At 60.0% G+C, this 26,405-nt stretch carries 24 protein-coding genes and 1 pseudogene; 1 reads left to right on the top strand and 24 read right to left on the bottom strand.

Going from position 1 to position 26,405, the window contains the following annotated elements:
- Positions 1-56: 56 nt before the first annotated feature.
- The 10 genes from PQQ52_RS31060 to PQQ52_RS31015 all read right to left on the bottom strand — a co-directional run bounded on the left by PQQ52_RS31060 (position 57) and on the right by PQQ52_RS31015 (position 9,898).
- Positions 57-1,787 carry an AMP-binding protein gene (locus PQQ52_RS31060; protein ID WP_408220211.1) on the bottom strand — a complete coding sequence of 577 codons (1,731 nt, stop codon included), beginning with the start codon at positions 1,785-1,787 and terminating at the stop codon, positions 57-59.
- Positions 1,788-2,122: 335 nt separating this feature from the next.
- On the bottom strand, positions 2,123-2,548 hold the full coding sequence (locus PQQ52_RS31055; protein ID WP_012434800.1) for a F0F1 ATP synthase subunit epsilon: 426 nt from the start codon (positions 2,546-2,548) through the stop codon (positions 2,123-2,125).
- A gap of 155 nt (positions 2,549-2,703) precedes the next feature.
- Positions 2,704-4,098, bottom strand: a complete 1,395-nt coding sequence (gene atpD, locus PQQ52_RS31050; protein WP_408220208.1) for a F0F1 ATP synthase subunit beta — start codon at positions 4,096-4,098, stop codon at positions 2,704-2,706.
- A gap of 115 nt (positions 4,099-4,213) precedes the next feature.
- Positions 4,214-5,098, bottom strand: a complete 885-nt coding sequence (gene atpG, locus PQQ52_RS31045) for a F0F1 ATP synthase subunit gamma (protein WP_115781412.1) — start codon at positions 5,096-5,098, stop codon at positions 4,214-4,216.
- Between the two features lie 129 nt (positions 5,099-5,227).
- Positions 5,228-6,769 (bottom strand): F0F1 ATP synthase subunit alpha, encoded by a 1,542-nt coding sequence (atpA, locus tag PQQ52_RS31040; RefSeq protein ID WP_408220205.1) that lies wholly within the window; start codon positions 6,767-6,769, stop codon positions 5,228-5,230.
- A gap of 58 nt (positions 6,770-6,827) precedes the next feature.
- Positions 6,828-7,367: a F0F1 ATP synthase subunit delta gene (locus tag PQQ52_RS31035; protein WP_408220202.1), complete on the bottom strand. Its 540-nt coding sequence runs from the start codon at positions 7,365-7,367 to the stop codon at positions 6,828-6,830.
- A gap of 2 nt (positions 7,368-7,369) precedes the next feature.
- Positions 7,370-7,840, bottom strand: a complete 471-nt coding sequence (locus PQQ52_RS31030) for a F0F1 ATP synthase subunit B (RefSeq protein WP_074281809.1) — start codon at positions 7,838-7,840, stop codon at positions 7,370-7,372.
- 138 nt (positions 7,841-7,978) lie between these two features.
- Positions 7,979-8,248: a F0F1 ATP synthase subunit C gene (atpE, locus tag PQQ52_RS31025; RefSeq protein ID WP_007180033.1), complete on the bottom strand. Its 270-nt coding sequence runs from the start codon at positions 8,246-8,248 to the stop codon at positions 7,979-7,981.
- A gap of 92 nt (positions 8,249-8,340) precedes the next feature.
- Entirely contained in the window at positions 8,341-9,192 is an 852-nt protein-coding gene (gene atpB / locus PQQ52_RS31020) for a F0F1 ATP synthase subunit A (protein ID WP_169490585.1), read from the bottom strand.
- Positions 9,193-9,352: 160 nt separating this feature from the next.
- Positions 9,353-9,898 (bottom strand): ATP synthase subunit I, encoded by a 546-nt coding sequence (locus PQQ52_RS31015; RefSeq protein ID WP_408220199.1) that lies wholly within the window; start codon positions 9,896-9,898, stop codon positions 9,353-9,355.
- A 377-nt stretch (positions 9,899-10,275) separates the two neighbouring features.
- Here PQQ52_RS31015 and PQQ52_RS31010 point away from each other — a divergent pair, with 377 nt between their 5' ends.
- The gene (locus PQQ52_RS31010; RefSeq protein WP_408220196.1) at positions 10,276-10,473 is read left to right on the top strand and encodes a hypothetical protein; all 198 of its coding nucleotides are present in this window, start codon (positions 10,276-10,278) and stop codon (positions 10,471-10,473) included.
- 299 nt (positions 10,474-10,772) lie between these two features.
- On the opposite strand, the gene PQQ52_RS31005 is transcribed toward PQQ52_RS31010, so the two are convergent.
- The 14 genes and pseudogenes from PQQ52_RS31005 to PQQ52_RS30940 all read right to left on the bottom strand — a co-directional run bounded on the left by PQQ52_RS31005 (position 10,773) and on the right by PQQ52_RS30940 (position 26,382).
- Positions 10,773-11,660: a ParB/RepB/Spo0J family partition protein gene (locus PQQ52_RS31005; RefSeq protein ID WP_408220193.1), complete on the bottom strand. Its 888-nt coding sequence runs from the start codon at positions 11,658-11,660 to the stop codon at positions 10,773-10,775.
- Positions 11,661-11,678: 18 nt separating this feature from the next.
- The gene (locus PQQ52_RS31000) at positions 11,679-12,470 is read right to left on the bottom strand and encodes a ParA family protein (RefSeq protein WP_408220190.1); all 792 of its coding nucleotides are present in this window, start codon (positions 12,468-12,470) and stop codon (positions 11,679-11,681) included.
- A gap of 83 nt (positions 12,471-12,553) precedes the next feature.
- Positions 12,554-13,237: a 16S rRNA (guanine(527)-N(7))-methyltransferase RsmG gene (gene rsmG, locus PQQ52_RS30995; protein ID WP_408220187.1), complete on the bottom strand. Its 684-nt coding sequence runs from the start codon at positions 13,235-13,237 to the stop codon at positions 12,554-12,556.
- The gene (gene mnmG, locus PQQ52_RS30990; RefSeq protein ID WP_408220184.1) at positions 13,234-15,192 is read right to left on the bottom strand and encodes a tRNA uridine-5-carboxymethylaminomethyl(34) synthesis enzyme MnmG; all 1,959 of its coding nucleotides are present in this window, start codon (positions 15,190-15,192) and stop codon (positions 13,234-13,236) included. The genes rsmG and mnmG overlap by 4 nt, the downstream gene beginning before the upstream one ends.
- Positions 15,193-15,367: 175 nt before the next feature.
- Positions 15,368-16,120: an ABC transporter ATP-binding protein gene (locus tag PQQ52_RS30985; RefSeq protein WP_408220181.1), complete on the bottom strand. Its 753-nt coding sequence runs from the start codon at positions 16,118-16,120 to the stop codon at positions 15,368-15,370.
- Between the two features lie 11 nt (positions 16,121-16,131).
- A complete protein-coding gene (locus tag PQQ52_RS30980; RefSeq protein WP_408220178.1) occupies positions 16,132-17,916 on the bottom strand; it encodes a branched-chain amino acid ABC transporter ATP-binding protein/permease in 1,785 nt (594 codons plus the stop codon).
- Between the two features lie 4 nt (positions 17,917-17,920).
- Positions 17,921-18,976 (bottom strand): branched-chain amino acid ABC transporter permease, encoded by a 1,056-nt coding sequence (locus PQQ52_RS30975; RefSeq protein WP_408220175.1) that lies wholly within the window; start codon positions 18,974-18,976, stop codon positions 17,921-17,923.
- Positions 18,977-19,181: 205 nt separating this feature from the next.
- Positions 19,182-20,342 carry an ABC transporter substrate-binding protein gene (locus tag PQQ52_RS30970; RefSeq protein WP_408220173.1) on the bottom strand — a complete coding sequence of 387 codons (1,161 nt, stop codon included), beginning with the start codon at positions 20,340-20,342 and terminating at the stop codon, positions 19,182-19,184.
- A gap of 403 nt (positions 20,343-20,745) precedes the next feature.
- Positions 20,746-20,868: pseudogene (locus PQQ52_RS30965) on the bottom strand (ABC transporter substrate-binding protein); the annotation flags it as partial.
- Between the two features lie 573 nt (positions 20,869-21,441).
- Positions 21,442-22,413 carry a branched-chain amino acid ABC transporter permease gene (locus tag PQQ52_RS30960; RefSeq protein ID WP_408220222.1) on the bottom strand — a complete coding sequence of 324 codons (972 nt, stop codon included), beginning with the start codon at positions 22,411-22,413 and terminating at the stop codon, positions 21,442-21,444.
- Entirely contained in the window at positions 22,413-23,297 is an 885-nt protein-coding gene (locus PQQ52_RS30955) for a branched-chain amino acid ABC transporter permease (protein ID WP_408220170.1), read from the bottom strand. Before PQQ52_RS30955 ends, PQQ52_RS30960 begins: the two co-directional genes overlap by 1 nt.
- 195 nt (positions 23,298-23,492) lie before the next feature.
- Positions 23,493-24,707, bottom strand: a complete 1,215-nt coding sequence (locus tag PQQ52_RS30950; protein WP_408220167.1) for an ABC transporter substrate-binding protein — start codon at positions 24,705-24,707, stop codon at positions 23,493-23,495.
- 51 nt (positions 24,708-24,758) lie between these two features.
- Positions 24,759-25,517, bottom strand: a complete 759-nt coding sequence (locus PQQ52_RS30945; protein ID WP_408220164.1) for an ABC transporter ATP-binding protein — start codon at positions 25,515-25,517, stop codon at positions 24,759-24,761.
- Between the two features lie 85 nt (positions 25,518-25,602).
- The gene (locus PQQ52_RS30940; protein WP_097390772.1) at positions 25,603-26,382 is read right to left on the bottom strand and encodes an ABC transporter ATP-binding protein; all 780 of its coding nucleotides are present in this window, start codon (positions 26,380-26,382) and stop codon (positions 25,603-25,605) included.
- Between the last annotated feature and the right edge of the window lie 23 nt (positions 26,383-26,405).

Raw genomic sequence — 26,405 nt, 5'->3', positions numbered from 1 at the left:
ACCCCCCCCCCCCCCCCCCCCCCCCCCCCCCCCCCCCCCCCGAACCCGCATGTCCGTCAGGCCGTCTTGTTTTCCTGCACCTTCAACTCGCTGATCATCCGTTCGCGCATGACGAATTTCTGCACTTTGCCGGTCACCGTCATTGGCAATTCGTCGACGAAGCGAATGTACTTCGGCACCTTGTAGTGCGCGATCTGGCCCTGGCAGAACTGCTGGATTTCCTCAGCTGTGGCCTGCTCTCCTGAGCGCAATACGATCCACGCGCACACTTCCTCGCCGTACTTCGAATCGGGCACGCCAAACACCTGCACGCTCTGGATTTTCGGATGGCGGAACAGGAACTCCTCGATCTCGCGCGGGTAGATGTTTTCACCGCCGCGAATCAGCATGTCCTTCAGGCGGCCGACGATGTTGCAGTAGCCGTGGGCATCGAGCGTCGCCAGATCGCCAGTATGCATCCAGCCGTCAACGATACTTTCCTGCGTCTTCGCTTCGTCGCCCCAGTAGCCTTGCATCACCGAATAGCCCTTGGTACACAGTTCGCCCGTCTCGCCCACCGGCACAATCTCGCCGAGGGGATCGACGATCTTCACTTCCAGATGCGGCTGGATCCGGCCGACCGTCGTCGTGCGCTTGTCGAGTGGATCGGTGGTCGAACTCTGGAAAGACACCGGGCTCGTTTCAGTCATGCCGTAGGCGATGGTGATCTCGTTCAGATGCATCCTCGAGACAACCTTTTTCATCGTCTCGATCGGGCATGGAGAGCCGGCCATGATGCCGGTGCGCAGACGCGAGAAGTCGTACGTGGCGAAGTTCGGATGATCAAGTTCGGCGATGAACATCGTCGGCACGCCATGCAGCGCGGTGCACTGCTCTTCGGCGACGGCTGCCAGGGTCGCGGCCGGGTCGAAGCCCTCGCCCGGGAACACCATGTTCGCGCCGGCCGATACGCATGCCAGAACCGCCAACACCATGCCGAAGCAGTGATAGAGCGGGACGGGAATGCACAGGGCGTCCTGCTCCGTTAGACGCATCGCCATCGCGATATAGCGCGCGTTGTTGACGACGTTGCTGTGGGTGAGCGTCGCGCCCTTCGGATTGCCCGTCGTGCCACTGGTGAACTGAATGTTGATGGGCTCGTGGCAGGACAGCGTCGCGCCGATGGCGTCGAGCTTCGCGACATCGAGCGTCGCGCGGCCCTGTTCGATCACGTCGGAGAAAGTCAGCATGCCGGGTGTTTCCGTGTCGCACATGCGAATCACGTAGCGCAGTTCCGGCAAACGAGCGGCGCGCAGTGCGCCCGGAGCTTGCGTCGCCAATTCCGGTGCGAGCTCCTGGAGCATTTCGAGATACATCGACGTCTTGAACCGCTCGGCAGCGATGATCGCCTTGCAGCCGACCTTGTTCAACGCATATTCGAGTTCGGCGAGCCGATAGGCTGGATTGATGTTGACGAGCACTGCGCCGATGCGCGCGGTCGCAAACTGCGTGAGCAGCCATTCCACGCGGTTCGGCGACCAGATACCCACCCGGTCGCCCTTCTCGATACCAAGCGCGAGCAGCCCCGACGCCAGCACGTCCACTTCTTCGGCGAACTCCTTCCATGTCCAGCGGATTCCTTGCTCACGAAACACCACGGCCGGGCGATCAGGGAAGCGCGCGGCGGTGTCGCGCAGAAATTGCCCGACCGGCGCTTCGCTCAACGGAATCTCGGTCGATCCGCGAACATACGACAGATTGTCTTTGGGTTCGATGAGTGCGCCTTCGCCTGACATGTGCGTTGCCATGGTGTTGTCTCCGTGAGCGGAAGCTCGCCCAGTCGATTGAAATGAATTTGAAACCGATTGTGCCACCGGCAGATGTCGGGACGGCATCAAGTCTTACCCGCAGCGCATGGATGGACGCCGTCAGCGGCAGGCTGCAAGCTGGATGGCGCCCGCGGATCGTCGCGGTTGCATCTGCTCCTGCCACTTCCAAATTCGGCTGCAACCTGCGATCTCCGAACAGATCACTACGGATCTGTTACGGGCAAAAACCGAATTTCTCTTACCTTTCCGTAAACGTCAAGTAGAGGTTAAAAAAAAGCAGCCACAAAGGCTGCTTTTTCTCTGGTACGTAATGCCTAGTTCTGACCGCGCAGCTTGCGCAGACGCTGGATCGCAGCGAGCTGAGCCGTCGCATACGCCAGTTCCGCTTGCGCGGTTGCGTATTCGAGGTTCGAACCCGTGTTCTGCAGCGCTTCTTCCGCGCGCTTGCGTGCATCTTCGGCCTTGGCTTCGTCGAGATCCTTACCGCGGATCGCCGTGTCGGCGAGAACCGTCACAGCGCCAGGTTGGATTTCGAGAATACCGCCGGCGACGAACACAAACTCTTCTTCGCCGTTTTCAGCTTCGATGCGCACCGCACCCGGACGAATCCGCGTAATGAGCGGCGTGTGGCCCGGCAGAATACCGAGTTCACCCGCTTCGCCCGGCAGCGCGACAAACTTCGCCTGGCCCGAGAAGATCTGCTCTTCCGCGCTGACGACGTCTACTTTGATAGTTGCCATATGTCGACTCCTGTGGCGGCCAGAGTTGGCGCTTTAGCGCTTACTCCGGTTCCATGCGAGGCTGTTGAGCGTAGTAAGAGGCGCCGGCTCTGCGTGCCGGTACAGTTAAGTACCGATCCGCGCGAGGCCGGCGCCCGCTTCGTTACACCCGACCTTTACTGGATCTTCTTGGCCTTTTCGAAGGCTTCGTCGATCGTGCCGACCATGTAGAACGCTTGTTCCGGCAGGTGGTCACACTCGCCGTCAACGATCATCTTGAAGCCACGAATCGTTTCCTTGAGCGGCACGTACTTGCCCGGCGAGCCCGTGAACACTTCAGCGACGTGGAACGGCTGCGACAGGAAACGCTGGATCTTACGAGCGCGCGCCACGGCAAGCTTGTCTTCCGGCGCCAGTTCGTCCATACCCAGAATCGCGATAATGTCGCGCAATTCCTTGTAGCGCTGCAGCGTTTGCTGCACGCCGCGCGTGATCGCGTAGTGCTCTTCGCCGATCACGTTCGGGTCGATCTGACGCGAGGTCGAGTCGAGCGGGTCCACTGCCGGGTAGATACCCAGCGAAGCGATGTCACGCGACAACACGACCGTTGCGTCCAGGTGGCCGAAGGTCGTAGCCGGCGACGGGTCGGTCAAGTCATCCGCAGGGACGTACACGGCCTGAACCGACGTAATCGAGCCGGTCTTGGTCGACGTAATACGCTCTTGCAGCTTGCCCATTTCTTCAGCCAGCGTCGGCTGATAGCCCACTGCCGACGGCATACGGCCGAGCAGTGCCGACACTTCCGTGCCTGCCAGCGTGAAACGGTAGATGTTGTCGACGAAGAACAGCACGTCGAGGCCTTCGTCACGGAAGTGCTCAGCCATCGTCAGACCGGTCAGCGCCACGCGCAGACGGTTGCCCGGCGGCTCGTTCATCTGACCGTACACCAGCGCGACCTTGTCGAGAACGTTCGAGTCCTTCATTTCGTGATAGAAGTCGTTCCCTTCACGGGTACGCTCGCCAACACCGGCGAACACGGAGTAACCACCGTGTTCCTTCGCGATGTTGTTGATCAGTTCCATCATGTTCACGGTCTTGCCCACACCGGCGCCACCGAACAGGCCAACCTTGCCGCCCTTGGCGAACGGGCAGATCAGGTCGATAACCTTGATGCCGGTTTCGAGCAGTTCCGTGGACGGCGACAGTTCGTCGAACTTCGGCGCCTTCTGGTGAATACCGCGAACCACGTCCGAGTTGATCGGGCCGGCTTCGTCGATCGGGCGACCCAGCACGTCCATGATCCGGCCGAGGGTCGGCTTGCCAACCGGCACGCTGATCGGCTTGCCGGTGTTCTTCACCGTCGTACCGCGGCGCAGACCATCCGAGGCACCCAGACAGATGGTACGGACAACGCCGTCGCCCAGCTGCTGCTGGACTTCGAGGGTCAGTTCCGAACCGTCGAGAATGAGCGCGTCGTAAATCTTCGGCATGTGGTCACGCGGGAATTCCACGTCGATCACCGCGCCGATGCACTGTACGATCTTGCCTTCTACCAAAGCAGTAGTACTCATCGCTTTTCCTTTAGATACTCAATTCTTCACTCGCGCAAAGGCGCAATTTCGATGGGTCGCCGGGACGGGGCGCGCCTCACGGGCGCGCACGAAGCGGCTCGCCTGACCATTAGGGTCAGACTGCCGCTGCGCCACCGACGATTTCCGACAGTTCTTTCGTGATCGCGGCCTGACGGCTCTTGTTGTACACGAGCTGCAGTTCGTTGATGACCGTCTTCGCATTGTCCGAAGCGGCCTTCATTGCGACCATTCGTGCCGACTGCTCCGATGCCATGTTTTCCGCGACGGCCTGATAGACCAGCGCTTCGACATAACGCACCAGCAGTTCGTCCACCACTGCCTGTGCATCCGGCTCGTAGATGTAGTCCCACTGCGTGCTCGGCGTCGTGCCGTCTTCGTCCTTGCGCTCGAACTGATCTGCCGACAGCGGCAGCAGTTGCTCGATCACCGGCTCCTGCTTCATCGTGTTGACGAAGCGCGTGTACGCGAGGTACACCGCCGAAACCTTGCCTTCCGAGTACAGGTCGAGCTGCACCTTCACCGCGCCGATCAGCTTTTCCAGATGCGGCGTGTCGCCCAGATGCACGACATTCGACACCACCTTGGCGCGCAGACGATTCAGGAAACCCAGACCCTTGGTGCCGATCGCAGTTGCTTCGATCGTCTTGCCCTGGCCTTCCAGTTCCTTGAACTTCTGTAGCGACGCACGCAGCACATTGGTGTTCATACCGCCGCACAGACCTTTATCGGTCGTGACGAGGATGATGCCGGCCGTCTTGGCGCCTTCGTTCGACACCATGAATGGGTGACGATACTCCGGGTTCGCACGGCTCATGTGCGCAGCGATATCGCGGACCTTGTCGGCATACGGGCGAGCAGCGCGCATGCGCTCCTGAGCGCGGCGCATCTTCGATGCGGCCACCATCTCCATCGCTTTCGTGATCTTGCGCGTGTTTTGCACGCTCTTGATCTTGCCGCGAATTTCCTTCATTCCAGCCATTGCTTGCTCCTTGTCGGCCCGAGTTAGCGCTTTAGCGCCCACTCGGGTCCCATCGAAGCAGCGCGGGTTCAGTTGCCTGCGGCCCGCGCCGCTTCAAGGTCCGTTTATGCCTTGCGGATCACTCGCGGATCAATAAGCGCCGGACTTCTTGAAGTCTTTGAGAGCCGTATGCAGCAGGGCTTCGTCGTCCTTCGAGAGTTCCTTGGTATCTTCGATGCGCTTGACCAGGTCAGCGTGGCTCGACTTCAGGTAATCGCGCAGGCCCTTTTCGAACGGCAGCACTTGCGCAACTTCCAGATCGTCGAGGTAACCGTTGTTCGCGGCGAACAGCGCGATCGCCAGTTCCCACACTTGCAGCGGTTGATATTGCGGCTGCTTCAGCAGTTCCGTCACGCGGCGGCCGCGCTCCAGTTGCTTGCGGGTCGCTTCGTCGAGGTCCGATGCGAACTGCGCGAACGCTGCGAGTTCACGGTACTGTGCGAGGTCGGTACGAATACCGCCCGACAGCTTCTTCACAACCTTGGTTTGAGCCGCACCACCCACTCGCGAGACCGACACGCCGGCGTTAATTGCCGGGCGGATACCTGCGTTGAAGAGGTCGGTTTCCAGGAAGATCTGACCGTCGGTAATCGAGATCACGTTCGTCGGAACGAATGCGGTCACGTCGCCTGCTTGCGTTTCAATGACCGGCAGTGCCGTCAGCGAACCGCTCTTGCCCTTCACTTCGCCGTTCGTGAACTTCTCAACGTACTCTTCCGAGACGCGAGCAGCACGTTCCAGGAGACGCGAGTGCAGATAGAACACGTCACCCGGGTATGCTTCGCGGCCCGGCGGGCGGCGCAGCAACAGCGAGATCTGGCGGTATGCCCAAGCTTGCTTGGTCAAATCGTCATACACAATCAGCGCATCTTGACCGCGGTCGCGGAAGTATTCGCCCATCGTGCAGCCGGCGTACGGTGCGAGGTATTGCATCGCAGCCGATTCCGAAGCCGAAGCCGCCACGACGATCGTGTATTCCAGCGCGCCGGTTTCTTCCAGCTTGCGCACCACGTTCATGATCGACGAAGCCTTCTGGCCGATCGCGACGTAGATACAGAAGAGGTTCTTGCCCTTCTGGTTGATGATCGCGTCGACTGCGACTGCGGTCTTGCCGCACTGGCGGTCGCCAATGATCAGCTCACGCTGGCCACGGCCAACCGGCACCATCGCGTCGATCGACTTCAAACCGGTCTGGACCGGTTCCGAAACCGACTTACGCCAGATCACGCCCGGAGCAATCTTTTCGATCGCGTCGGTTTTCTTCGCGTTGACCGGACCCTTGCCGTCGATCGGGTTGCCGAGTGCATCGACCACGCGGCCGAGCAGTTCCGGACCCACCGGCACTTCGAGAATGCGACCTGTCGTCTTGACGACGTCGCCTTCCGAAATGTGTTCGTACTCACCCAGAATCACGGCGCCGACCGAGTCGCGCTCGAGGTTCAGCGCGAGACCGAAGGTGTTGCCCGGGAATTCGAGCATTTCGCCCTGCATCACTTCCGACAGGCCGTGAATACGCACGATACCGTCGGTCACGGAGATCACGGTGCCCTGGTTGCGAACGTCTGCGCTCGCTTCAAGGCCCTGGATCCTGCTCTTGATCAGCTCGCTGATCTCAGAGGGATTGAGTTGCATTATTCGCTCCTGATAGTCAATTCTGTTGCGTGCCAGCCGCTTCAGCGCTTTAGGCGCTTCAGGCCGTCAGAGCCGTCTGCATGCTGGCAAGCCGCGCGCGGACCGAGGTATCGAGCACTTCGTCACCAATCGTCACGCGCACGCCGCCGATGAGCGACGAGTCGACTTCGACCGTCGGCTTCAGCTTGCGCTTGAATTTGCGTTCGAGACTTGCGACGAGTTCGTTCAACTGCGCGCCTTCGAGCGGGAATGCGCTGACGATCAGCACATCTGCCGCCCCTTCGCGGGCATTCTTCAACTCTTCGAACTGCGTAGCGATTTCCGGCAGCAATTGCAGGCGATGGTTGTCCACCAGCATTTGCACCAGATTCTTCGCTTGCGCGTTGTCCTTGAGCGGCGACTTGACCGCAGCCAGCAGCAGTTCGCTGACCTGGGCGCGGCTTACTTTCGGGCTCGAGGCGATCGACAGCACTTCGGGCAGACGCGCAACCTGTGCCAGCTCGTGCACGAGCGTGGACCAGGCGGCGATGTCACCAGCTTCGGCCACGCCAAACAGCGCTTCTGCGTACGGACGGGCGATGGTTGCAAGTTCGGCCATGATCAGAGCTCAGCTTTCAGTTGATTCAGCAGGTCAGCATGAGCTGCCTGGTCGACTTCGCGCTTCAGGATCTGTTCGGCGCCCTTCACGGCGAGTGCAGCGACTTCGCCGCGCAGCGTTTCGCGTGCTTTCACGACTTGCTGGTCCGCGTCCGCCTTCGCTTGCGCGATGATGCGAGCGGCTTCAGCTTGTGCTTGAGCCTTGATTTCGTCAGCGACTGTCACAGCGCGCTTTTCTGCGTCAGCAATACGTTGCTGACCGTCGTTGCGTGCCTGAGCGAGTTCCTGGTCGACGCGCTTGTGAGCGGCTTCGAGTTCAGCCTTGCCCTTTTCAGCGGCAGACAAACCGTCAGCAATCTTCTTCGAGCGCTCGTCGAGGGCGTTGATCAACGGCGGCCACACGAACTTCATCGTGAACCACGCGAGGATCAGGAACACGACCATTTGCGCAAACAGGGTTGCGTTGAGATTCACGGTGTTTCCTTAAACGTTGCTAGTTCGGAAAGTGAAACGGCAAGGCGCTCATCGATTCTGTATTCGATCAGCGCCCAAGTGCCCGTTCCGCCCTGCGCCTTTACCAGTTATAGCTCAGGCGCAAACTTCCGAGGAACCTCAGCCTGCCAGCTTCGACAGCAGCGGGTTCGCGAACGCAAACAGCATTGCCACACCAACACCAATCAGGAAAGCCGCATCGATCAGACCAGCCAGCAGGAACATCTTGGTTTGCAGCGGGTTCATCAATTCCGGCTGACGAGCACATGCTTCGATGTACTTGCCGCCCATCAGGCCGATACCGATACAGGCGCCGATTGCACCCAGGCCGATGATGATGCCGATACCGATGGCGGTCAGACCCTGGATGTTGGCGATGAAAGCTTGCATGATCACTCCTTTGTGAAAAGTCTTTTGGAACTGGTTGGAACTGGGATTTAATAAAACAAAACTAAAACAATTCGTCGTTCAACAAGCCGTGATTAGTGGCTGTCGTGTGCCTGTCCGATGTACACCAGCGTCAGCATCATGAAAATGAATGCTTGCAGCAGAACGATCAGGATGTGGAAGATCGCCCAAACCGTGCCTGCGATGACGTGGCCGATAAAGCCGAGCACTGACGCGTCCGCGCCGAAACCCCACATGCTGCCGAGCAGGGCAATCAGCAGGAACAACAGCTCGCCCGCGTACATGTTGCCGAATAGCCGCATGCCGAGCGAAACCGTCTTTGCGACGAACTCGATGATGTTCAATGCAAGGTTCGGAATCCACAGCAGCGGATGCGCGCCGAACGGAGCCGACAGCAGTTCATGCACGAAGCCGCCTACGCCCTTGATCTTGAAGTTGTAGTAAATCATCAGCGCGAACACGCCGAGTGCGATACCGAGCGTACCGTTCAGGTCAGCCGTCGGCACGATGCGGTGATGGGGGATGACTTCCGAGAGGCCCAGCCAGCCGATCACGCGGCCCGGCAAATCGACGGGGATGAAGTCGAGCGAGTTCATCAAGGCGACCCAGACGAACACGGTCAGTGCCAACGGGGCGATGAAGGTGCGCGAGCCGTGGATCATCGACTTCGATTGATCTTCGACCATCTCGACCAGCATTTCGATCGCGCACTGAAAACGGCCCGGCACGCCGGACGTCGCCTTGCGGGCCGCCAGATGCAGGATGGCGATCGTGGCCAGACCACAAACGATCGACCAGAAAAGGGTGTCCAGATTCCACACATGAATGTCGAAAATCGACGTCTGGTGCGCGGTGGAAAAGTTCTGCAAGTGGTGCGCGATGTACTCGGACGGATCCAGAGCGCGCGTGCCTTCGCTAGCTGCCATATCGTTAATGCCACCCAAATTGTCGAAAATCGTCTTAGGCCGTTCCCGCCGCAATTCTGTATTGCGGGAACACGCCGGGTGCGGATCGTGTCATATCCGCACTCCTTACGCCAGCGCTACGCGCCAGCCTGAATTTTGTGTTGCTACTCTTGCTACTACCTTAGCGCCACGCGAGGGCGATCCAGTAAGTCTTGAGCGCGATGAGGTAAGTCACGAGCAGCGGCACCCAGCGTACGTCGTGATACCAGAAAGCGATGGCTACAAACATCGCGATCGTTGTCCCCATCTTGAGCGCTTCGCCGATCATCCAGCTCATCGCTGTTTCGGCGCCGCTCAGCGTTCTAAGACGTGCCGCGAACAGCGCGCTCGGCACCCAGCAGATCGCTCCCCCCAGGAACGCGGACAGCGCAGCAGCGCCCGGCGGCTTGTAGAACAGCCACCACACCAGCGTCGCACCCAGGGACAAAACCATTTGCGCCGCCACGACCTTGAAAGGCGTGACACGCGATGGACGACTCACATTCGGGCCAAACAGCTTTTCAGCCTCGACCCGCGTGAGCGGAACGATATTGTTATCTTGTTGCTCGACATCCCACGCATCGTCAGTTGTAACGTGCTGACCGGTAGACGCAACGGAATCGGTGCGTTCAGCGCGGTGTTCGTCGTGCCCATTCTGTGGCGCCTGATTCGACGTTTTAACCGCCATCGCAGTGTTCCGAAAGTCTTGTTCCAGCCCGCGAGCTTACGCTGCGCTTACGGGGTTGCCGTGCAATTAAATCCGGGCGATTGTAAGCGATAGTTGCAGGCAATTCAAGACTTTAGGCCGTTCAATAACCCGCGTGAAAACCGCCTTCACCATGCGGGAGCGTGATTCCGACCGCTCCGTAGACGGCAAATGTAAGGCGGCCGGGGAGTGGCAAAACATGCGCCTTGAATCGAGGAGGCTGAAGTGCGTGGATGCGTCGTTTCGACGCTGCTGCGGACGTCTCAAAAATGCAACAGACGGCGATTTTTGCCCACTTTGGTAGACATGCAGGACGGCGCCGGGTAGGGGCGCACGGCGCTTGTACGGGGAGTTCTTCAATGGCGAATAACAGCCGCCCGTGTCAGGCTGTGTTTTCTAACCAGGCGGCCAATTTCGAGCACGGTCGGTTTGCCCGGCTTCGTTCCGACGTCCACCCTGCTCCGTCTGGCCGATCCACACGCGGCGCCGACCGTTTCATCGCGGCCCGGATTGGGAACAAAAACGGCGACGTGCGCTTTATCGCCGACGCGACCTGACCAATCTGTGCCCAGTCAAATCCCACGCAACACGATCAACGCAGCCTCATTGCAAAAGTGGCCGAGCAGACACATCAGTATTCCTGACTATCTTGCGTTGAATTTAATCAGGAATCCACCCAGTATTAATACGGTATGCCGATCAATCAGGGGAAATCATCAAACCGCCCCTTGAACGTAACGCCGGCAAACCCGATAAAACCAAACCCATCGTCGAAAGTGCGCCAAACAGCTTGCCAGCGACCATCCAGGCAATTCACAAGCATGTCCAGCGCCCTTCTCCGTTCAACTTGTCACGATTACGCCGTGGCGTTACCGCGCAAGCGGACAAGAATGCCTTCCAGTGCGTCCAGATCACCGAAGTCCACCAGCACCTGGCCACGGCCGCGTCGGCCGAGCTTGATTTTCACCGTTGCGGCAAGCAGATCGGACAACTCCTCTTCGAGTCGCCGCGTGTCGCGGCCACCGTCCTGATTCGCACGCGCCTTTACTGTCGGCGCAGCCTTGGTGGTCGCCGTCACCAGCTTTTCGGTCTCCCGCACCGACATGCGCTTGTTGACGACCTGATTGGCCAGCGTGATCTGCGTCGCAGCGTCGACGGCCAATAGCGCACGTGCATGACCCATGTCCAGATCACCGGCCAGCAACATCGTCTGCACCGGCGTCGCCAGGTTAAGCAAACGCAGCAGATTCGATACAGCGCTGCGCGAGCGACCCACCGATTCCGCCGCCTGCTCATGCGTGAAATTAAACTCGTCGAGCAAGCGCTGAATACCCTGCGCTTCTTCTAGCGGATTCAGATCTTCGCGCTGGATATTCTCGATCAGCGCCATCGCTGCGGCGGCCTGATCCGGCACGTCCCTCACCAGCACCGGCACTTCGTCGAGGCCGGCAAGGCGCGCGGCGCGGAAACGCCGCTCGCCGGCAATGATCTCGTACCTATCCGCGGAAACCGGCCGCACGAGGATCGGCTGCATCACCCCTTGGGCACGAATGCTGGCCGCCAACTCCTGCAACGCGCCTTCGTCCATGCGCGTACGCGGCTGGTACTTGCCGGCCTGCAGCTTGCTGAGCGGCAGCACGTTCGGCGCACCCTCGATCGCCACGGCATCTGTAATGTTCGCACTGCCGCCAAGCAATGCTTCCAGACCACGGCCCAACCCCTTCTTTCTTGCCACTGCGTTCATCGTGCTTCCTCGATCCGCTTAGGACGCCTGGGGCGCGTCATTCAATGTGCGCACCCGCTCAATCATCTCTGCACCGAACTGCACATACGCCTGCGCGCCGCGCGATGCCTTATCGAACACAACGCCGGGCAGCCCATAGCTAGGCGCCTCGGCAAGGCGCACGTTGCGTGGGATCACCACATCGAACACCTTGTCGCCAAAGTGCTCTTTCAGCTGATCAGAGACTTGCTGTTGCAATGTGATGCGCGGATCGAACATCACGCGCAGCAGGCCGATCACTTTCAAATCGCGATTCAGGTTTGCGTGCACCTGCTTGATCGTGTTGACCAGGTCAGACAGCCCCTCGAGCGCGAAGTACTCGCACTGCATCGGAATCACCACGCCATGCGCGGCGCACAAACCATTGAGCGTCAGCAGCGACAAAGCCGGTGGGCAGTCGATCAGCACAAAGTCGTATTCACTTTCGACCGCCGCCAAGGCGGCCTTCAATTGGCGCTCACGGTTCTGCACGCTGACCAGTTCAACCTCGGCACCCGCCAGTTCACGGTTCGCGGGCAGTACGTCGTAGCCAACGGCTTCCGGACGTACCCGCGCATCTGCCACCGACACGCCATCTACAAGCACTTCATAGACGGTGTTCGCGCATGCCGCCTTGTCGATGCCACTGCCCATCGTGGCGTTGCCCTGCGGGTCCAGATCGATGAGAAGGACTCGCTGTCCCTGCGCTGCCAAGCTCGCGGCCAGATTGACTGCCGTCGTCGTCTTGCCGACGCCGCCCTTCTGGTTCGCAACGCAGAAGATTTTTGCCATCGTTGGTGTGTCCCTTTTGCTGCTTGAATAAAGTGGAAAGCGCGTCTGCTATGCGGTACGTGCCTTGAGCCTACCGATGGCCGTCAGTTATCGGCGTCCACCAGCACCTTGATCAGATGCCGCTCCGCGTCGAGTGACGGCACGTTCAGCCGAATGATCTGTTCCACGTGGGCGCCCGCCGGCAGGCGCTCGATCTCGCCGTCTGGCCGCACGCCCTTCATCGCCCAGATCGCACCCTGCTCCGCAACCAGATGACGGGCCAGTGTAACGAAATCCGAGAGCTCTGCGAATGCGCGCGACACGATTACGTCGAACTTTGCCGGTACTTCGACGCCAGGCTGCAAAGTCTCGACACGGCCCGTGACAACCGACAGATTCGCAAGGCCGAGCTCAGCTTTGGCCTGCGCCTGAAACGCCGTCTTCTTGTGAACGATGTCGTTCACGGTGACGCTCCAGTCAGGCAGTACGATAGCGAGCACGATACCAGGCAAGCCACCACCGGAGCCCACGTCCAGCACCGAGGATGCACCGCGCGTAGCGAGATGCGGCACGATCGAAAGCGAATCCAGAATGTGCTGGATAAGCATTTGCCGCGGATCGCGGATCGCCGTCAGGTTGTAGACGGCATTCCACTTGGACAGCAACGCTACATAGTCGAGCAGTTTGCCGAGTTGCGCGTCGCTCAAATCGAGGCCGAGTTCGCGGACGCCTTCCACCAAGCGCGGCGCCAATGCCTCGCTACCACATCCCTTCTGACTCACCGTCATTGCGTCACCGGTGTGCTGTCGGCGCCAGGTTCGGCGGGTTTCGTCGAATGGCGCCCCAACCCACGCTTCAGGTGGACCATCAGCAAGGAGATTGCCGCCGGGGTAATGCCGGAGATACGCGACGCCTGCCCGATAGTTTCAGGGCGGAATTGCGTCAACTTCTGACGTGCCTCGAACGATAGCCCCCGTACTTCGGCGTAGTCCAAACCTTCCGGCAGACGCGTACTTTCGTGCGACTCATTGCGCTCGATCTCATCAGCTTGTCGGTCGATATAACCTTGGTACTTGATACCGATTTCGATCTGCTCCTTGATCTGCGCGAGCAGCACGTCGTCTTCGGCCAGCGTTTCGGGTGCAGCACAGGCACCCGCGCGCAAGCCGCAAACGCCGTCGTATGTCACGCCCGGGCGGCGCAGCAGATCGGCCAAACTGTATTCGTGGTCGATCGGCTTGCCGAGCAATACGGTCGCTTCTTCTGCCGGTAACGTCTTAGGATTGACCCACGTCGTGCGAAGGCGCTCTGTTTCACGTGAAACAGCGTCGCGCTTGCGGCTGAATGCGTCCCAACGCACGTCGTCGACGACACCCAGTTCGCGGCCCATCTCCGTCAGGCGCATGTCGGCGTTGTCTTCGCGCAGGCTTAAACGGTACTCAGCGCGGCTCGTGAACATGCGATACGGCTCGGAGACACCACGCGTCACGAGATCGTCGACCAAAACACCCAGATATGCCTGATCGCGGCGCGGGCACCATGCATCCTTACCCTGCACTTGCAGGCCGGCGTTAATCCCCGCCAGCAAACCTTGCGCAGCTGCTTCTTCGTAGCCGGTTGTGCCATTGATCTGGCCCGCGAAGAATAGCCCGTTGATGACTTTAGTTTCCAGCGATGCCTTCAGCCCACGCGGATCGAAGTAGTCGTATTCGATCGCGTAACCCGGTCGCAGAATATGCGCATGCTCCAAACCACGCATCGAGCGCACGAGTTCCAGTTGCACGTCGAACGGCAGGCTGGTGGAAATCCCATTGGGATAGAACTCGTTGGTCGTCAGCCCTTCCGGTTCGAGGAAGATCTGGTGCGATTCCTTCGACGCGAAGCGGTGAATCTTGTCCTCGATCGACGGGCAGTACCGTGGCCCCACCCCCTCGATCACGCCCGTGTACATCGGCGAGCGGTCGAGACCGCCACGGATGATGTCGTGCGTACGCTCGTTCGTATGCGTCACCCAGCACGGCACTTGCCGCGGATGCTGCTCGACACGCCCAAGAAACGAGAAAACCGGCACCGGGTCCAGATCACCCGGCTGCTCTTCAAGGTTCGAGAAATCGATCGTCCGACCGTCGATGCGCGGCGGCGTCCCGGTCTTGAGGCGGCCCTGCGGCAACTTCAATTCCTTGAGGCGCGCTGACAGCGACACCGCCGCCGGATCGCCGGCGCGGCCGCCAGTGTAGTTGTTCAAACCCACGTGAATCTTGCCGTCGAGGAACGTCCCAGCCGTCAGTACAACAGCGCGCGAACGGAAGCGAATCCCCACCTGCGTCACGGCACCGACAACACGGTCGCCTTCCACCATCAGATCATCGACGGCCTGCTGGAACAGCCACAGGTTTGGCTGATTCTCCAGCCGATGCCGGATCGCCTGCTTGTACAGCAGACGGTCCGCCTGCGCGCGCGTCGCTCGAACAGCCGGCCCCTTCGACGAATTGAGGATGCGGAACTGGATTCCGCCCTCGTCAGTCGCAGCGGCCATCGCACCGCCGAGCGCATCGACTTCCTTCACCAGATGGCCCTTACCAATCCCGCCGATGGACGGGTTGCAGCTCATCTGACCGAGGGTTTCGATGTTATGCGTCAACAGTAGGGTCGTATTGCCCATGCGTGCCGAAGCCAATGCGGCCTCGGTGCCAGCATGACCGCCGCCGACGACGATTACGTCAAATTCTGTGGGAAAAAGCATCGCGGATCTCACGCCAGATCGTCGCGTGAGCCTTTCAGAGGAAAATGTATGGGCGAATTATAACGGGTTCGGTTTAGGCCCGAATTTCGTCCGAACGGCCAGGCAACAAAAAAGCGGTGTGTTTCACGTGAAACACACCGCTTTGAACCACGGCAAACTGGACGAAACTGGAGAGCTAAGCCACCTTCTTGGCCAGCCCCAGATACGTTTCAATCACACGTGGATTCTGCGCCAGATCAGTCGCGGGCCCTTCCAGCGCCAGTTCACCAGTTTCAAGCACATAACCGTAGTCGGATATCTGCAGCGCAGCGCGTGCGTTCTGCTCGATCAGCAGCGTTGCGACGCCGGTCTGCCGCAGCGCGCTAATGATGTGGAAAATTTCCTTCACGATCAGTGGCGCGAGACCCAAGCTCGGTTCGTCGAGCATGAGCAGATCCGGTTTGCCCATCAATGCACGGCCGACAGCAAGCATCTGCCGCTCGCCACCCGACAGCGTCCCGGCCGCCTGCTTCCGGCGTTCCTTCAAACGCGGGAAAAGCGTAAAGACGGGTTCGAGTTGATCGAGAAAGTTGCGCTCCCCTGCCCGCTTGCGTCGATACGCGCCGAGGACCAGATTGTCTTCAACGGTCATCGACGCGAACAGCTCGCGCTTTTCCGGCACCAGGCACATGCCGCGCGCGACTCGCTTTTCAACCGGCACCGCGCTGACGTCTTCGCCCTGATATAGGACCGAGCCTTTCGCATGACCTGTGGTCGGCAATGCACCCATGATCGCGTTCAGCAACGTAGATTTACCAGCGCCGTTCGGACCAATCACCGAGACGATCTGCCCGGGGCGCACTTTGATTGCCGCACCGTGCAGCGCTTCGACCTTGCCATAGCGGACCGACAAACCGTTCACGTCAAGAATCGGTGCAGTTGCATTCATCGTGTTCTCCATCACTCCACCCCGCCCAGATAAGCCTCAAGCACGGCAGGATCTTGCTGAACATCCTGCGGTAAGCCTTCCGCGATCCGCGTGCCGAACTCCATCACCACCAGACGATCGGTGAGATTCATCACGAAATCCATATCGTGCTCGACCAGCAACACGCTCATGCCTTCGGCTTTGAGGCGGCGCAGCAAGTCCGCCAGTTGCAGCTTTTCCTGATACCGCAGCCCGGCGGCAGGTTCATCCAGCAGCAGCAAGGTCGGGTCACAGCACAGCGCGCGAGCGATTTCGAGAATTCGCTGCTGTCCCAACGCCAAGCTACCCGCCTCGTCGTACATATGCTGTTCGAGCCCGACACGACGAATCTGGCGAGCCGCTTCGGCCATCAAGCGCGCTTCTTCCACGCCGTTCAGGCGCGCCACACTGCGCCACACCCCGGCCTGGCCACGCAGATGCGCACCGATCGCAACGTTCTCCAGTACCGTCATCCCGGGCAGCAGCTTGACGTGCTGGAAGGTGCGGCCAATGCCGCGCTTGACGATTTCACGTGAACTCAGCGAATCGATACGCTCGCCGCGAAACGTAATTTCGCCGCTCGTTGCCTGCAACACGCCTGTGACCAGATTAAAGGTGGTCGATTTGCCGGCGCCGTTCGGGCCGATCAACCCGATGATCTGCCCTGCTTTCACCTCGAAGCTGACGTCGTTCACTGCGACCAGGCCGCCGAACTGCTTGCGTGCCTTATTCACCGTCAACAGGTTTTCGCCCGCGGCCGGCTTGCTGCGCTGCGGCAAAGGCTCGGCGTGATCCGACACATGCGCGCGCGGCCCTTTCGGGAAAAACCGCGCGACAAACGGCCAGACACCTTGCCGAGCGTATTGCAGCAGCAACACCATCAGAATGCCGAACACGATCACTTCGAAGTTACCGTTCTCGCCAAGCAGCTTCGGCAGCAGCGTTTGCAGATAGTCCTGCAGGATGGTCAGGATCGCTGCACCAAGCACCGCGCCCCAGACGTGCGAGACGCCACCCACCACCGCCATGAACAGAAACTCGATGCCATGGTTCAGACCAAACGGCGTCGGGTTTACCGCGCGTTGCAAGTGCGCGTAAAGGAACCCCGAAATCGATGCCAACACCGCCGCATAGACAAAGATCACCACGCGCATCCACGCCGTGTTGACGCCCATCGCCTCGGCCATCATGCCGCCGCCGCGCAATGCGCGAATCGCCCGCCCCGGGCGGCTATTAAGCAGATTCTGAACAGAAATCACGGCGCCGAGCACCACCACCCAGATCAGGTAATAGATATGGCGACCGGACTCGAGGTTGATGCCAAAAACATTCAGCACTGGAATTCCGTTAATGCCGTCGTACTTGCCGAGCATCTCCAGGTTGCCGAACAGATAGAACAGCGCAAGCCCCCACGCGATCGTGCCGAGCGGCAGAAAGTGGCCCGATAGTCGCATCGTCACGAGTCCCAGCATCAGCGCAATCAATGCCGTCACCACCACACCCGCGATCAGCGCGAGCCACGGCGACACGCCGTACGTCGTCGTCAGATACGCAGTCGCATACGCGCCGATGCCGACGAACGCCGCCTGGCCGAAGCTCGTCATCCCGCCGATACCCGTCAGTAGCACGAGACCGATCGCAACGATCGAATACAGGCCGATGTAGTTGAGCAGCGTCACCCAGTACTCCGGCACATGAATCGGATGCGGCAACACCGGCAATGCGAACAGCACCACGAGGAACAACCAGAAGAACTTGTTTTGCATGATCCGTTTCATCGTGTCACTCCTCTTCCTCTTCCGAGTGCGGGCTGGCCAGACTCCGCCATAGCAGCACCGGGATAATCAGTGTGAACACGATCACTTCCTTATAAGCACTCGCCCAGAACGACGAATACGACTCCAGCAGACCGACCAGAAGCGCGCCCGCCGCCGCCAGCGGATAGCTGACCAGGCCGCCGATAATCGCGCCGACGAAGCCCTTCAAACCCATCAGGAAGCCCGAGTCGTAGTAGATGGTGGTCAAGGGTGCGACGAGGATGCCGCACAGCGCACCGAGGCCCGCAGCGAGCGTGAACGCGAGGCGCCCTGCCTGCGTCGTGCCGATGCCGACGAGCCGCGCGCCGAGCCGGTTCACCGACGTCGCGCGCAAAGCCTTGCCGGAAATCGAGCGATCAAAGTACAGATATAACGCGCCGATCAGCACCACCGCCGTGCCCAGCACCCACAGGCTTTGTCCGGAAATCGACAACGTGCCGAGGTTGAAGGTCGCATCGGAGAACGCCGTGGTGCGTGAACCCTCCGCACCGAACATCACGAGCCCGAGGCCGACCATGGCGAAGTGCACCGCCACTGCCACGATCAGCAGCAGCAACGTCGTCGCCTCCGCGATCGGCTCATACGCGAGCCGATAGACGAACGGTCCCATTGGAATCACGATCAGCAGCGTCAGCGCGATTTGCGCGAGCATGGGCAGCGGTTGTAGGAAAACACCCCGCGTGAGCGCGTAAACCGCGATCGGAAACAGCAGATATTTGCCGACTAGTATCACCAGCGTACGCGCCGCGTGCCGGCGCCTTTCGGGATGCCGCACCAGCCCCGCAATCTCGACGACAAAACAGGCCGCACCCATCGCCATCAGCAACCAGCATGTCGCGGGAAATTTCTGTGTCTGCAATGCGGCGAGCGTCAGCGCGCCGTACGAAACAAACTCGCCCTGCGGGATAAAGATCACCCGCGTCACGGAGAACACCAGCACCAGCGCGAGCGCGAGTAGCGCGTAGATGGCGCCGGTGGTAATGCCGTCCTGCGCGAGGATCGCCGCAATTGATAGATCCATACTTCCTCGTCCTGAAGCGTCAAAATCGAAACCGGGAAACAGTCGTGGCGGCAAAAAGCGCGGCCGGTCACTGACGTGCAATGCCAGAAAGGGCGACCGCCGCGCCGGAACACGGCGCGGCGGTCGTTGCCATTGTCATCGAACAGAATGGCAATGCGGCATGACGTGCCGCAGGTTGCGCGAGAGGCGCGTACCGCTTTTGTTGTTAGTCGTTCTGCAACTTCCACTTGCCGTCGACGATCTGCACAATCACGCGTGCGCGCTTGTCGAGGCCGTTGTGGTCGGTCGTCGTGGTGTTCATGATGCCGTGCGAGACCGGCAGCTCCTTGATGTTTTCAAGCGCGCCACGCAGCGCCTCGCGGAACGCGGGCGTGCCCGGCTGAGCGGTCTTCAGCGCGACCGGGATCGCAGCCTGCAGCATCTGGCCGGCATCCCATGCGTGACCGCCGAAGGTCGCCACCGAGCCCGCGCCATACGCTTTCTCATACGCTGCCTTGTACGCTTCCGATGACTTCTTCACCGGATTCGATTCCGGCAACTGATCCGCCACGAGGATCGGGCCAGCCGGCAGGAACTCGCCTTCGCAATCCTTGCCGCAGACGCGCAGGAAGTCGTTATTGGCGACGCCGTGCGTCTGATAGACCTTGCCTTTGTAGCCGCGCTCCTTGAGCGTCTTGGCCGGCAGCGCCGAGGGCGTACCCGCGCCCGCGATCAGCACTGCATCCGGGTTCGCGCTCATCGTCTTCAACACCTGGCCGGTCACCGACGCATCGGTGCGGTTAAAGCGTTCGTTGGAGACGATCTTCAGATGGTGTGCCGCGGCCGCAGCGGTAAAGACGTTGTTCCAGCCGTCGCCATACGCATCGGCGAAGCCGATGAAGCCGACCGTCTTCACGCCGTGACGCTCCATGTAATCGGCGATTGCGTCAGCCATCAGGCTGTCGTTTTGCGGCGGTTTGAAGGCCCATGCGCGCTTGGCGTCCATCGGTGAAATAATCGCCGCCGATGCTGCCAGCGAGATCACCGGCGTCTTGCCTTCGGCTGCGGGGTCGAGCATCGCCAGCGAATTCGGCGTGACGGTCGAGCCAATGATTGCGTCGACGTGGTCTTCGTCGATCAGCTTGCGCGTGTTCTGAACGGCCTTGCCGGTGTCCGATGCATCATCGAGGATGATGTATTGCACGGTCTTGCCGCCAATCTCTTTCGGCAGCAACGCGATCGTGTTCTTCTCAGGAATCCCGAGCGATGCAGCCGGCCCCGTGGTGGATAGCGTGACGCCGATTTTCACCTGTGCGAAGGCAGCGCCCGCGCCGCACATCAACGCCATCGCGATACCGGTGCGTACCCATTGCTTTGTCTTTTTCATTGCAAGTCTCCAAACGCTTTGAAGCGCGTATCTGAATCCGGCTCACGGGCCGGGTGTCTGAATCTAGTTATAGGGTTCAGGCATGCCAAGCATGGTTTTCCCTGCTCAGCGCCAATGCCTTCTCCGTTCTGGTGCTACTCCCTGCTGCGAACCATTGCTGCGATTTCCATATGCGAAACACTAATATGTTAGTAGTATTGCGTTCTGCATCATCCATGGTCAATAGACTGTCGCCCGAATGCGGGTTTGTCCTGAAACCGGCCGCTTTCGCGGCGCTTTGACCGCCCAACCTTCACTCGTCCAACGCACTTCATGCACCGCCTTTCAGCAAACGCGGGCAATAAAAAAGACGCGTCAACTGCACGCGTCTTTTTAATGGGGTTCCGTATCGCTTCGTCTCCGCTCAGTCGCCAGACAGCTTCCACTTACCGCCAACGATCCCCACCATCGCACGCGCCCGCTGGTCGAGGCCAGCATAGTCGTTCGTGCTCATGTTGAAGATGCCGTGGGAAGCAGGCATGTTTTTAATGCTTTCGGCGGCGACCCATACGGCGCTCATCCAACGCAATGCCGACTTCATCCCGCTCCCCTGTCTACCCCGTTATTCATTTGAATTCAAACCCGCAGATTCGATTCGCCGACCAAGCGGTCGGTGAATGGCAAGTTTAGCGGACAAAAGCCCCGCGCTGCAAGCAATTTGCAGGGTGGTAACGAGTGAAATCGGGAGGGGTTCGGTGAATAAAAAAGGGGCACCGATTTAGCGGAAGATTTGAATGGGGAATTACGAAAAGCACAAATAAAAAGCGCTGTTGGATATCAATCCAACAGCGCTTTCGTCTGGGCACTGAGTGCCTCATTGTCTCCTCGTTCTCCACCTGCAAAATTCGTGGTGCATCAGAACTGCATGAAGATTAAACGAGCACCTGGGTGACTACAACTAGCAATTACCCTAGTGGTGCACTGCGGCACAAATTTGGGGCACGTTTGGTGCAGCTTGGGTCGCAGGGATCAGGTCCGCACAATACAGGACCCGGCTCAGCCGACTTCAAGGCCGTCGAATTATATCGGATGCCAAAGCAATTTAAAATCCGGCGCCGTTTCAGGCTCGCAATGGCCGCACACGCGCGACGATCTCACCGACAATGCCGCGTCTGAATGCCAGCACACAGGCAATGAAAATCAGGCCCGTGACGATGGTTACCGATTCACCCAGCGATCGGAACCATTCAACGCCCGTCGACGCAGCCAGCGCCGTGCCAATATCGCCGAGCCGGTCTTCGAGCGCAACAATCAGCGCCGCGCCGAGCAGCGGCCCAAACAGGGTGCCCATGCCGCCGACGAGCGTCATCAGGATGACGAGGCCCGACATGGTCCAGTAGGCGTCACTCAGTGTCTCGAAGCCCTGCACCAGCACCTTGAGCGAGCCCGCCAGGCCGGCGAGCCCCGCGGACAGGATAAAAGCCAGCAGCTTGAAGCGATCGGTGTCGTAACCGAGCGACACGGCGCGCGGCTCGTTCTCCTTGATAGCCACCAGCACCTGCCCAAACGGCGAATGCACGATTCGCACGATCAGCAGGAATGCCAGGACCATCACGGCCAACACGACAAAGTACAGCGTCATGTCTGACGACAGATCCAGCAAGCCGAACAGTTTGCCGCGCGGCACGCCTTGCAGGCCATCCTCACCGTGCGTGAACGGCGCCTGCAAGAATACGAAGTAGACCATCTGCGCGAGCGCCAGCGTCACCATCGCGAAGTAGATGCCCTGCCGGCGAATTGCGAACAGGCCGACCACTAACCCGAGCAGCGTTGCCGCAGCGGTGCCGGCCAGCACGCCGAGTTCCGGAGAGAAGCCGAGCGTCTGCATCGCGTAGCCGGTAACGTAGCCGGCCGAAGCGAGAAACATCGCGTGGCCGAACGAAAGCAGGCCCGTGTAGCCGATCAGCAGATTGAAGGCCGCGGCGAACAACGCGAAGCACAGAACCTTCATCACAAATAGCGGATAGATGCCGAGCACAGGCACCGCGAGAAGCGCGATCAGCAGCAGACCGTAGAGCACTTTTCTCTGCATCATTTTTCCTTGCCGAAGAGACCCGCCGGGCGCACCAGCAACACGAGCGCCATGATCACGAAGACGACGGTCGCCGACGCTTCCGGGTAAAACACGCGCGTCAGCCCTTCGATCACGCCTAACATCAGGCCGGTAAGAATCGAGCCCATGATCGAACCCATGCCACCAATCACGACCACGGCAAACACGGTGATGATCATCGGCTGGCCCATCAACGGCGAGACCTGAATCACTGGCGCGGCAAGCACGCCGGCGAACGCCGCCAGTGCAACGCCGAAGCCGTATGTGAGCGTGATCATCAATGGCACGTTGACACCGAACGCCTCGACCAGCTTCGGGTTTTCGGTGCCCGCGCGCAGGTAAGCGCCGAGGCGTGTCTTCTCGATCACGAACCACGTCGCAAAGCAGACCACGAGCGACGCCACCACGACCCACGCGCGATAGTTCGGCAAATACATGAAGCCGAGATCGGTTGCGCCGGCGAGTGCCGACGGCACGTCGTACGGCTGGCCGGACGAACCGTAGACCGATCGGAACACGCCTTCGACAACCAGCGTGAGTCCAAAGGTGAGCAGCAGCCCATACAGATGATCGAGCTTGTACAGCCAGCGCAGCATCGAGCGTTCGATCGCCATGCCGAACACGCCGACGATCAGCGGTGCGAGCACCAGCATCACCCAGTACGGCAGACCGAAATACGACAGGCCCATCCACGCGAGCATCGCGCCGAGCATGAACAATGCGCCATGCGCGAAATTGATCACGTTGAGCAAGCCGAAGATCACGGCCAGACCCAGGCTCAGAATCGCGTAGAACGAGCCGTTCACGAGCCCCAGCAGCAGTTGGCTCAGCATTGCCGGTAGCGGAACGCCAAAGATTTCCATTGAAGCCTTAATCCCTTAAGCCATCGCCCAGGTGAGATCGGTTACGCACGACCCGGCCGGCGTGCGATCGGCCAGCCATTCACCAATCGCACGCGGCAGATGAAACGGTTTGTCGCCAGACCGTGTACCATCCAGCCGTTCAGAATCGTCCGTCAGGACTGGCACACAGACGGTTTGCTGGTTATCAATCCGCGCTTATTTCCACAAGGCGCAGCGTGTCTGCGCCTTGGTCGTGAACGCCTGCTCGCCCGGGATCGTCGCCATGATCTTGTAGTAGTCCCACGGCTCTTTGGATTCGGCCGGCGTCTTCACCTGCATCAGGTACATGTCGTGGACCATGCTGCCGTCCTGACGGATGTAGCCCTTCGCATAGAAGTCGTCGATCTTTGTTTTCCGCAGCTGCGCCATCACCTTGTCGGTGTCTGTCGAGCCGACCGCTTTAACTGCGTTCAGATAGGTCATGGTCGCCGAGTAGTCTGCCGCTTGCAGGCTTGACGGCATCTTCTTCATCTTGTCGAAGTAGCGCTGTGCCCACTTGCGCGTGGTGGCGTCCTTGTTCCAGTACCAGCTGTCCGTCAGCACGAGACCTTGCGTGGTTTCCAGACCCAGACTGTGCACGTCGTCGATAAACATCAGCAGCGCCGCCAGCTTCATCGTCTTGGTCAGGCCGAATTCCTTCGCGGCCTTAATCGAGTTGACCGTGTCGCCGCCGGCATTCGCGAGGCCGAGAATCTGCGCCTTCGAAGCCTGCGCCTGCAACAGGAACGACGAGAAATCCGAGGCCGACAGCGGCGCCCGCACGGCGCCCAGCACCTGACCGCCATTCGCCTTCACGACATCTGACGTCGCCTTTTCCAGCGCCTTGCCGAAAGCGTAGTCAGCCGTCAGGAAATACCACGTCTTGCCACCCTGCTTCGTCACCGCCGAACCGGTACCGTTGGCGAGCGCCGTGGTGTCGTACGCGTAGTGAATCGTGTATGGCGTGCATTGCTCGTTGGTCAGCGTGTCGGCGCCGGCGCCAACGTTGATGTAGACCTTGTGCTTCTCGCCCGCCACCGTGTTCATCGCCAGACCGGTCGCCGAATTCGTGCCGCCGATCAGCATATCGACGCCGTCACGGTCGAACCATTCACGCGCCCGCGAGGAGGCAATATCCGCCTTGTTCTGGTGATCCGCATAGACGAGAGAAATCGGCTTGCCGTTGACCTTGCCACCGAAGTCGGCGATTGCCATGCGGATTGCTTCGAGGCCGCCCTGCCCGTCGATGTCCGCGTACAGACCCGACAGATCGGTGATGAAGCCGATCTTCACCGCATCGTCAGCCGCTTGCGCGCTGCTCATCGTCAACGCGGCGCCGGCCGCAACCGCGAAACATAGTGTGGCAAACCGCGCGAGTGGGTTCTTTTTCATTCCTGTCTCCTTGTTTCTTCGCTTGTGGTTATCAGAGGCAATCGGACGTTTTTATACGCCCAGTAGGTCGTGCAGTACTGGCATCTTGCTTTCGAGCTCGGCGGCCCCGAAGTGCTCCACGATCGCACCGTGCTCCATCACGTAGAAGCGATCGGCGAGCGGTGCGGCAAAGCGGAAATTCTGTTCGACCATCACGACCGTGTAGCCGCGCGCCTTGAGCGTCATGATCATGCGGGCGAGCGCCTGCACGATCACGGGCGCGAGACCTTCCGAGATTTCGTCGAGCAGCAGCAGACTCGCGCCGGTGCGCAAAATGCGCGCAACCGCCAGCATCTGCTGCTCACCACCCGAGAGGCGCGTGCCTTGGCTCGTGCGACGTTCCTGCAGATTCGGAAACATCGAATAGATTTCTTCGAGCGACATCATGTGCGCCTTGTCGCCAACGGGCGGCGGCAACAGCAGATTTTCCTCACATGAGAGGCTCGAAAAAATCCCGCGCTCCTCCGGGCAATAACCGATGCCGCAATGGGCGATGCGATGCGTCGGCAGATTGATGGTTTCGCGTCCGTCAATACGGATCGAACCGGTGCGGCGACCGGTCAGGCCCATGATCGCGCGCAGCGTCGTGGTACGGCCCGCGCCGTTGCGGCCGAGCAGCGTCACGACTTCACCGCGGTTCACCGTCAGATCGACACCATGCAGAATATGGGATTCCCCGTACCAGGCCTGCAAGCCCGCAATCTCCAGCGCAGGTGCAGCGCCGGCCATGCCGCTCACTTCGAGGCTTTCGCGCTCTGCAATTGTGTTCATGCGTGCGCTCCGGCCAACGCGCCGTCTGCGCTGCCCACATAGGCTTGCATCACGCCCGGGGCCTTTGACATTTCTGCGATTGTGTTCATGCGTGTGCTCCGGCGAGCGCCGCGTCTGCGCTACCCATATAGGCTTGCATCACGAGCGGGTTCTTTGACACCTCGGCGTAGCTGCCTTCGGCGAGCACTTCGCCCCGTTGCAGCACAGTGATGGTGTCGGAGATGCCGGCAATCACGTTCATGTTGTGCTCGACCATCAGGATCGTGCGGCCGCTCGATACTTTCTTGATCAAGGCAGTGACGCGATCGACGTCTTCATGGCCCATGCCTTGCGTCGGCTCGTCGAGCAGCATCAACTCGGGCTCCATCGCGAGCGTGGTGGCGATTTCCAGCGCGCGCTTGCGGCCGTAGGACAGTTCTACCGTGAGCACATCGGCGAAATCGGTCAGTCCGACCTGGGTGAGCAAGTCCATCGCCCGATCGTCGAGCTGACGCAGCGTGCGTTCGCTCTTCCAGAAATGGAATGCCGTGCCGAGCACGCGCTGCAAGCCAATACGCACGTTCTGCAATGCCGTCAGATGCGGAAATACCGCGGAGATCTGAAACGACCGGATGATGCCGCGACGGGCGATTTGCGCCGGACGCTCATTGGTGATGTCGATCCCGTTAAAGACGATCTGGCCCGCTGTCGGTTCGAGGAATTTGGTGAGCAGGTTAAAGCAGGTGGTCTTGCCTGCCCCATTGGGGCCGATGAGCGCATGGATCGAGCCACGGCGCACGCGCAGGTTCACCCCGTTCACGGCGATAAAGCCTTTGAACTCGCGGGTGAGGCCGCGCGTTTCGAGAATCGTATCGCCGAGAATCATGTTCCCTTCCATACGGAGTAAGG

This window comes from Paraburkholderia sediminicola (assembly GCF_046030555.1).
Taxonomy (GTDB): Bacteria; Pseudomonadota; Gammaproteobacteria; order Burkholderiales; family Burkholderiaceae; genus Paraburkholderia; species Paraburkholderia sediminicola_E.
This window is presented reverse-complemented; position numbering and strand designations above follow the sequence as displayed.

Coding starts and splice junctions, on each gene's coding strand:
- PQQ52_RS31060 (WP_408220211.1), bottom strand. CDS start 1,787: ATGGCAACGCACATGTCAGGCGAAGGCGCACTCATCGAACCCAAAGAC.
- PQQ52_RS31055 (WP_012434800.1), bottom strand. CDS start 2,548: ATGGCAACTATCAAAGTAGACGTCGTCAGCGCGGAAGAGCAGATCTTC.
- atpD (WP_408220208.1), bottom strand. CDS start 4,098: ATGAGTACTACTGCTTTGGTAGAAGGCAAGATCGTACAGTGCATCGGC.
- atpG (WP_115781412.1), bottom strand. CDS start 5,098: ATGGCTGGAATGAAGGAAATTCGCGGCAAGATCAAGAGCGTGCAAAAC.
- atpA (WP_408220205.1), bottom strand. CDS start 6,769: ATGCAACTCAATCCCTCTGAGATCAGCGAGCTGATCAAGAGCAGGATC.
- PQQ52_RS31035 (WP_408220202.1), bottom strand. CDS start 7,367: ATGGCCGAACTTGCAACCATCGCCCGTCCGTACGCAGAAGCGCTGTTT.
- atpE (WP_007180033.1), bottom strand. CDS start 8,248: ATGCAAGCTTTCATCGCCAACATCCAGGGTCTGACCGCCATCGGTATC.
- atpB (WP_169490585.1), bottom strand. CDS start 9,192: ATGGCAGCTAGCGAAGGCACGCGCGCTCTGGATCCGTCCGAGTACATC.
- PQQ52_RS31015 (WP_408220199.1), bottom strand. CDS start 9,898: ATGGCGGTTAAAACGTCGAATCAGGCGCCACAGAATGGGCACGACGAA.
- PQQ52_RS31010 (WP_408220196.1), top strand. CDS start 10,276: ATGGCGAATAACAGCCGCCCGTGTCAGGCTGTGTTTTCTAACCAGGCG.
- PQQ52_RS31005 (WP_408220193.1), bottom strand. CDS start 11,660: ATGAACGCAGTGGCAAGAAAGAAGGGGTTGGGCCGTGGTCTGGAAGCA.
- PQQ52_RS31000 (WP_408220190.1), bottom strand. CDS start 12,470: ATGGCAAAAATCTTCTGCGTTGCGAACCAGAAGGGCGGCGTCGGCAAG.
- rsmG (WP_408220187.1), bottom strand. CDS start 13,237: ATGACGGTGAGTCAGAAGGGATGTGGTAGCGAGGCATTGGCGCCGCGC.
- mnmG (WP_408220184.1), bottom strand. CDS start 15,192: ATGCTTTTTCCCACAGAATTTGACGTAATCGTCGTCGGCGGCGGTCAT.
- PQQ52_RS30985 (WP_408220181.1), bottom strand. CDS start 16,120: ATGAATGCAACTGCACCGATTCTTGACGTGAACGGTTTGTCGGTCCGC.
- PQQ52_RS30980 (WP_408220178.1), bottom strand. CDS start 17,916: ATGAAACGGATCATGCAAAACAAGTTCTTCTGGTTGTTCCTCGTGGTG.
- PQQ52_RS30975 (WP_408220175.1), bottom strand. CDS start 18,976: ATGGATCTATCAATTGCGGCGATCCTCGCGCAGGACGGCATTACCACC.
- PQQ52_RS30970 (WP_408220173.1), bottom strand. CDS start 20,342: ATGAAAAAGACAAAGCAATGGGTACGCACCGGTATCGCGATGGCGTTG.
- PQQ52_RS30960 (WP_408220222.1), bottom strand. CDS start 22,413: ATGCAGAGAAAAGTGCTCTACGGTCTGCTGCTGATCGCGCTTCTCGCG.
- PQQ52_RS30955 (WP_408220170.1), bottom strand. CDS start 23,297: ATGGAAATCTTTGGCGTTCCGCTACCGGCAATGCTGAGCCAACTGCTG.
- PQQ52_RS30950 (WP_408220167.1), bottom strand. CDS start 24,707: ATGAAAAAGAACCCACTCGCGCGGTTTGCCACACTATGTTTCGCGGTT.
- PQQ52_RS30945 (WP_408220164.1), bottom strand. CDS start 25,517: ATGAACACAATTGCAGAGCGCGAAAGCCTCGAAGTGAGCGGCATGGCC.
- PQQ52_RS30940 (WP_097390772.1), bottom strand. CDS start 26,382: ATGATTCTCGGCGATACGATTCTCGAAACGCGCGGCCTCACCCGCGAG.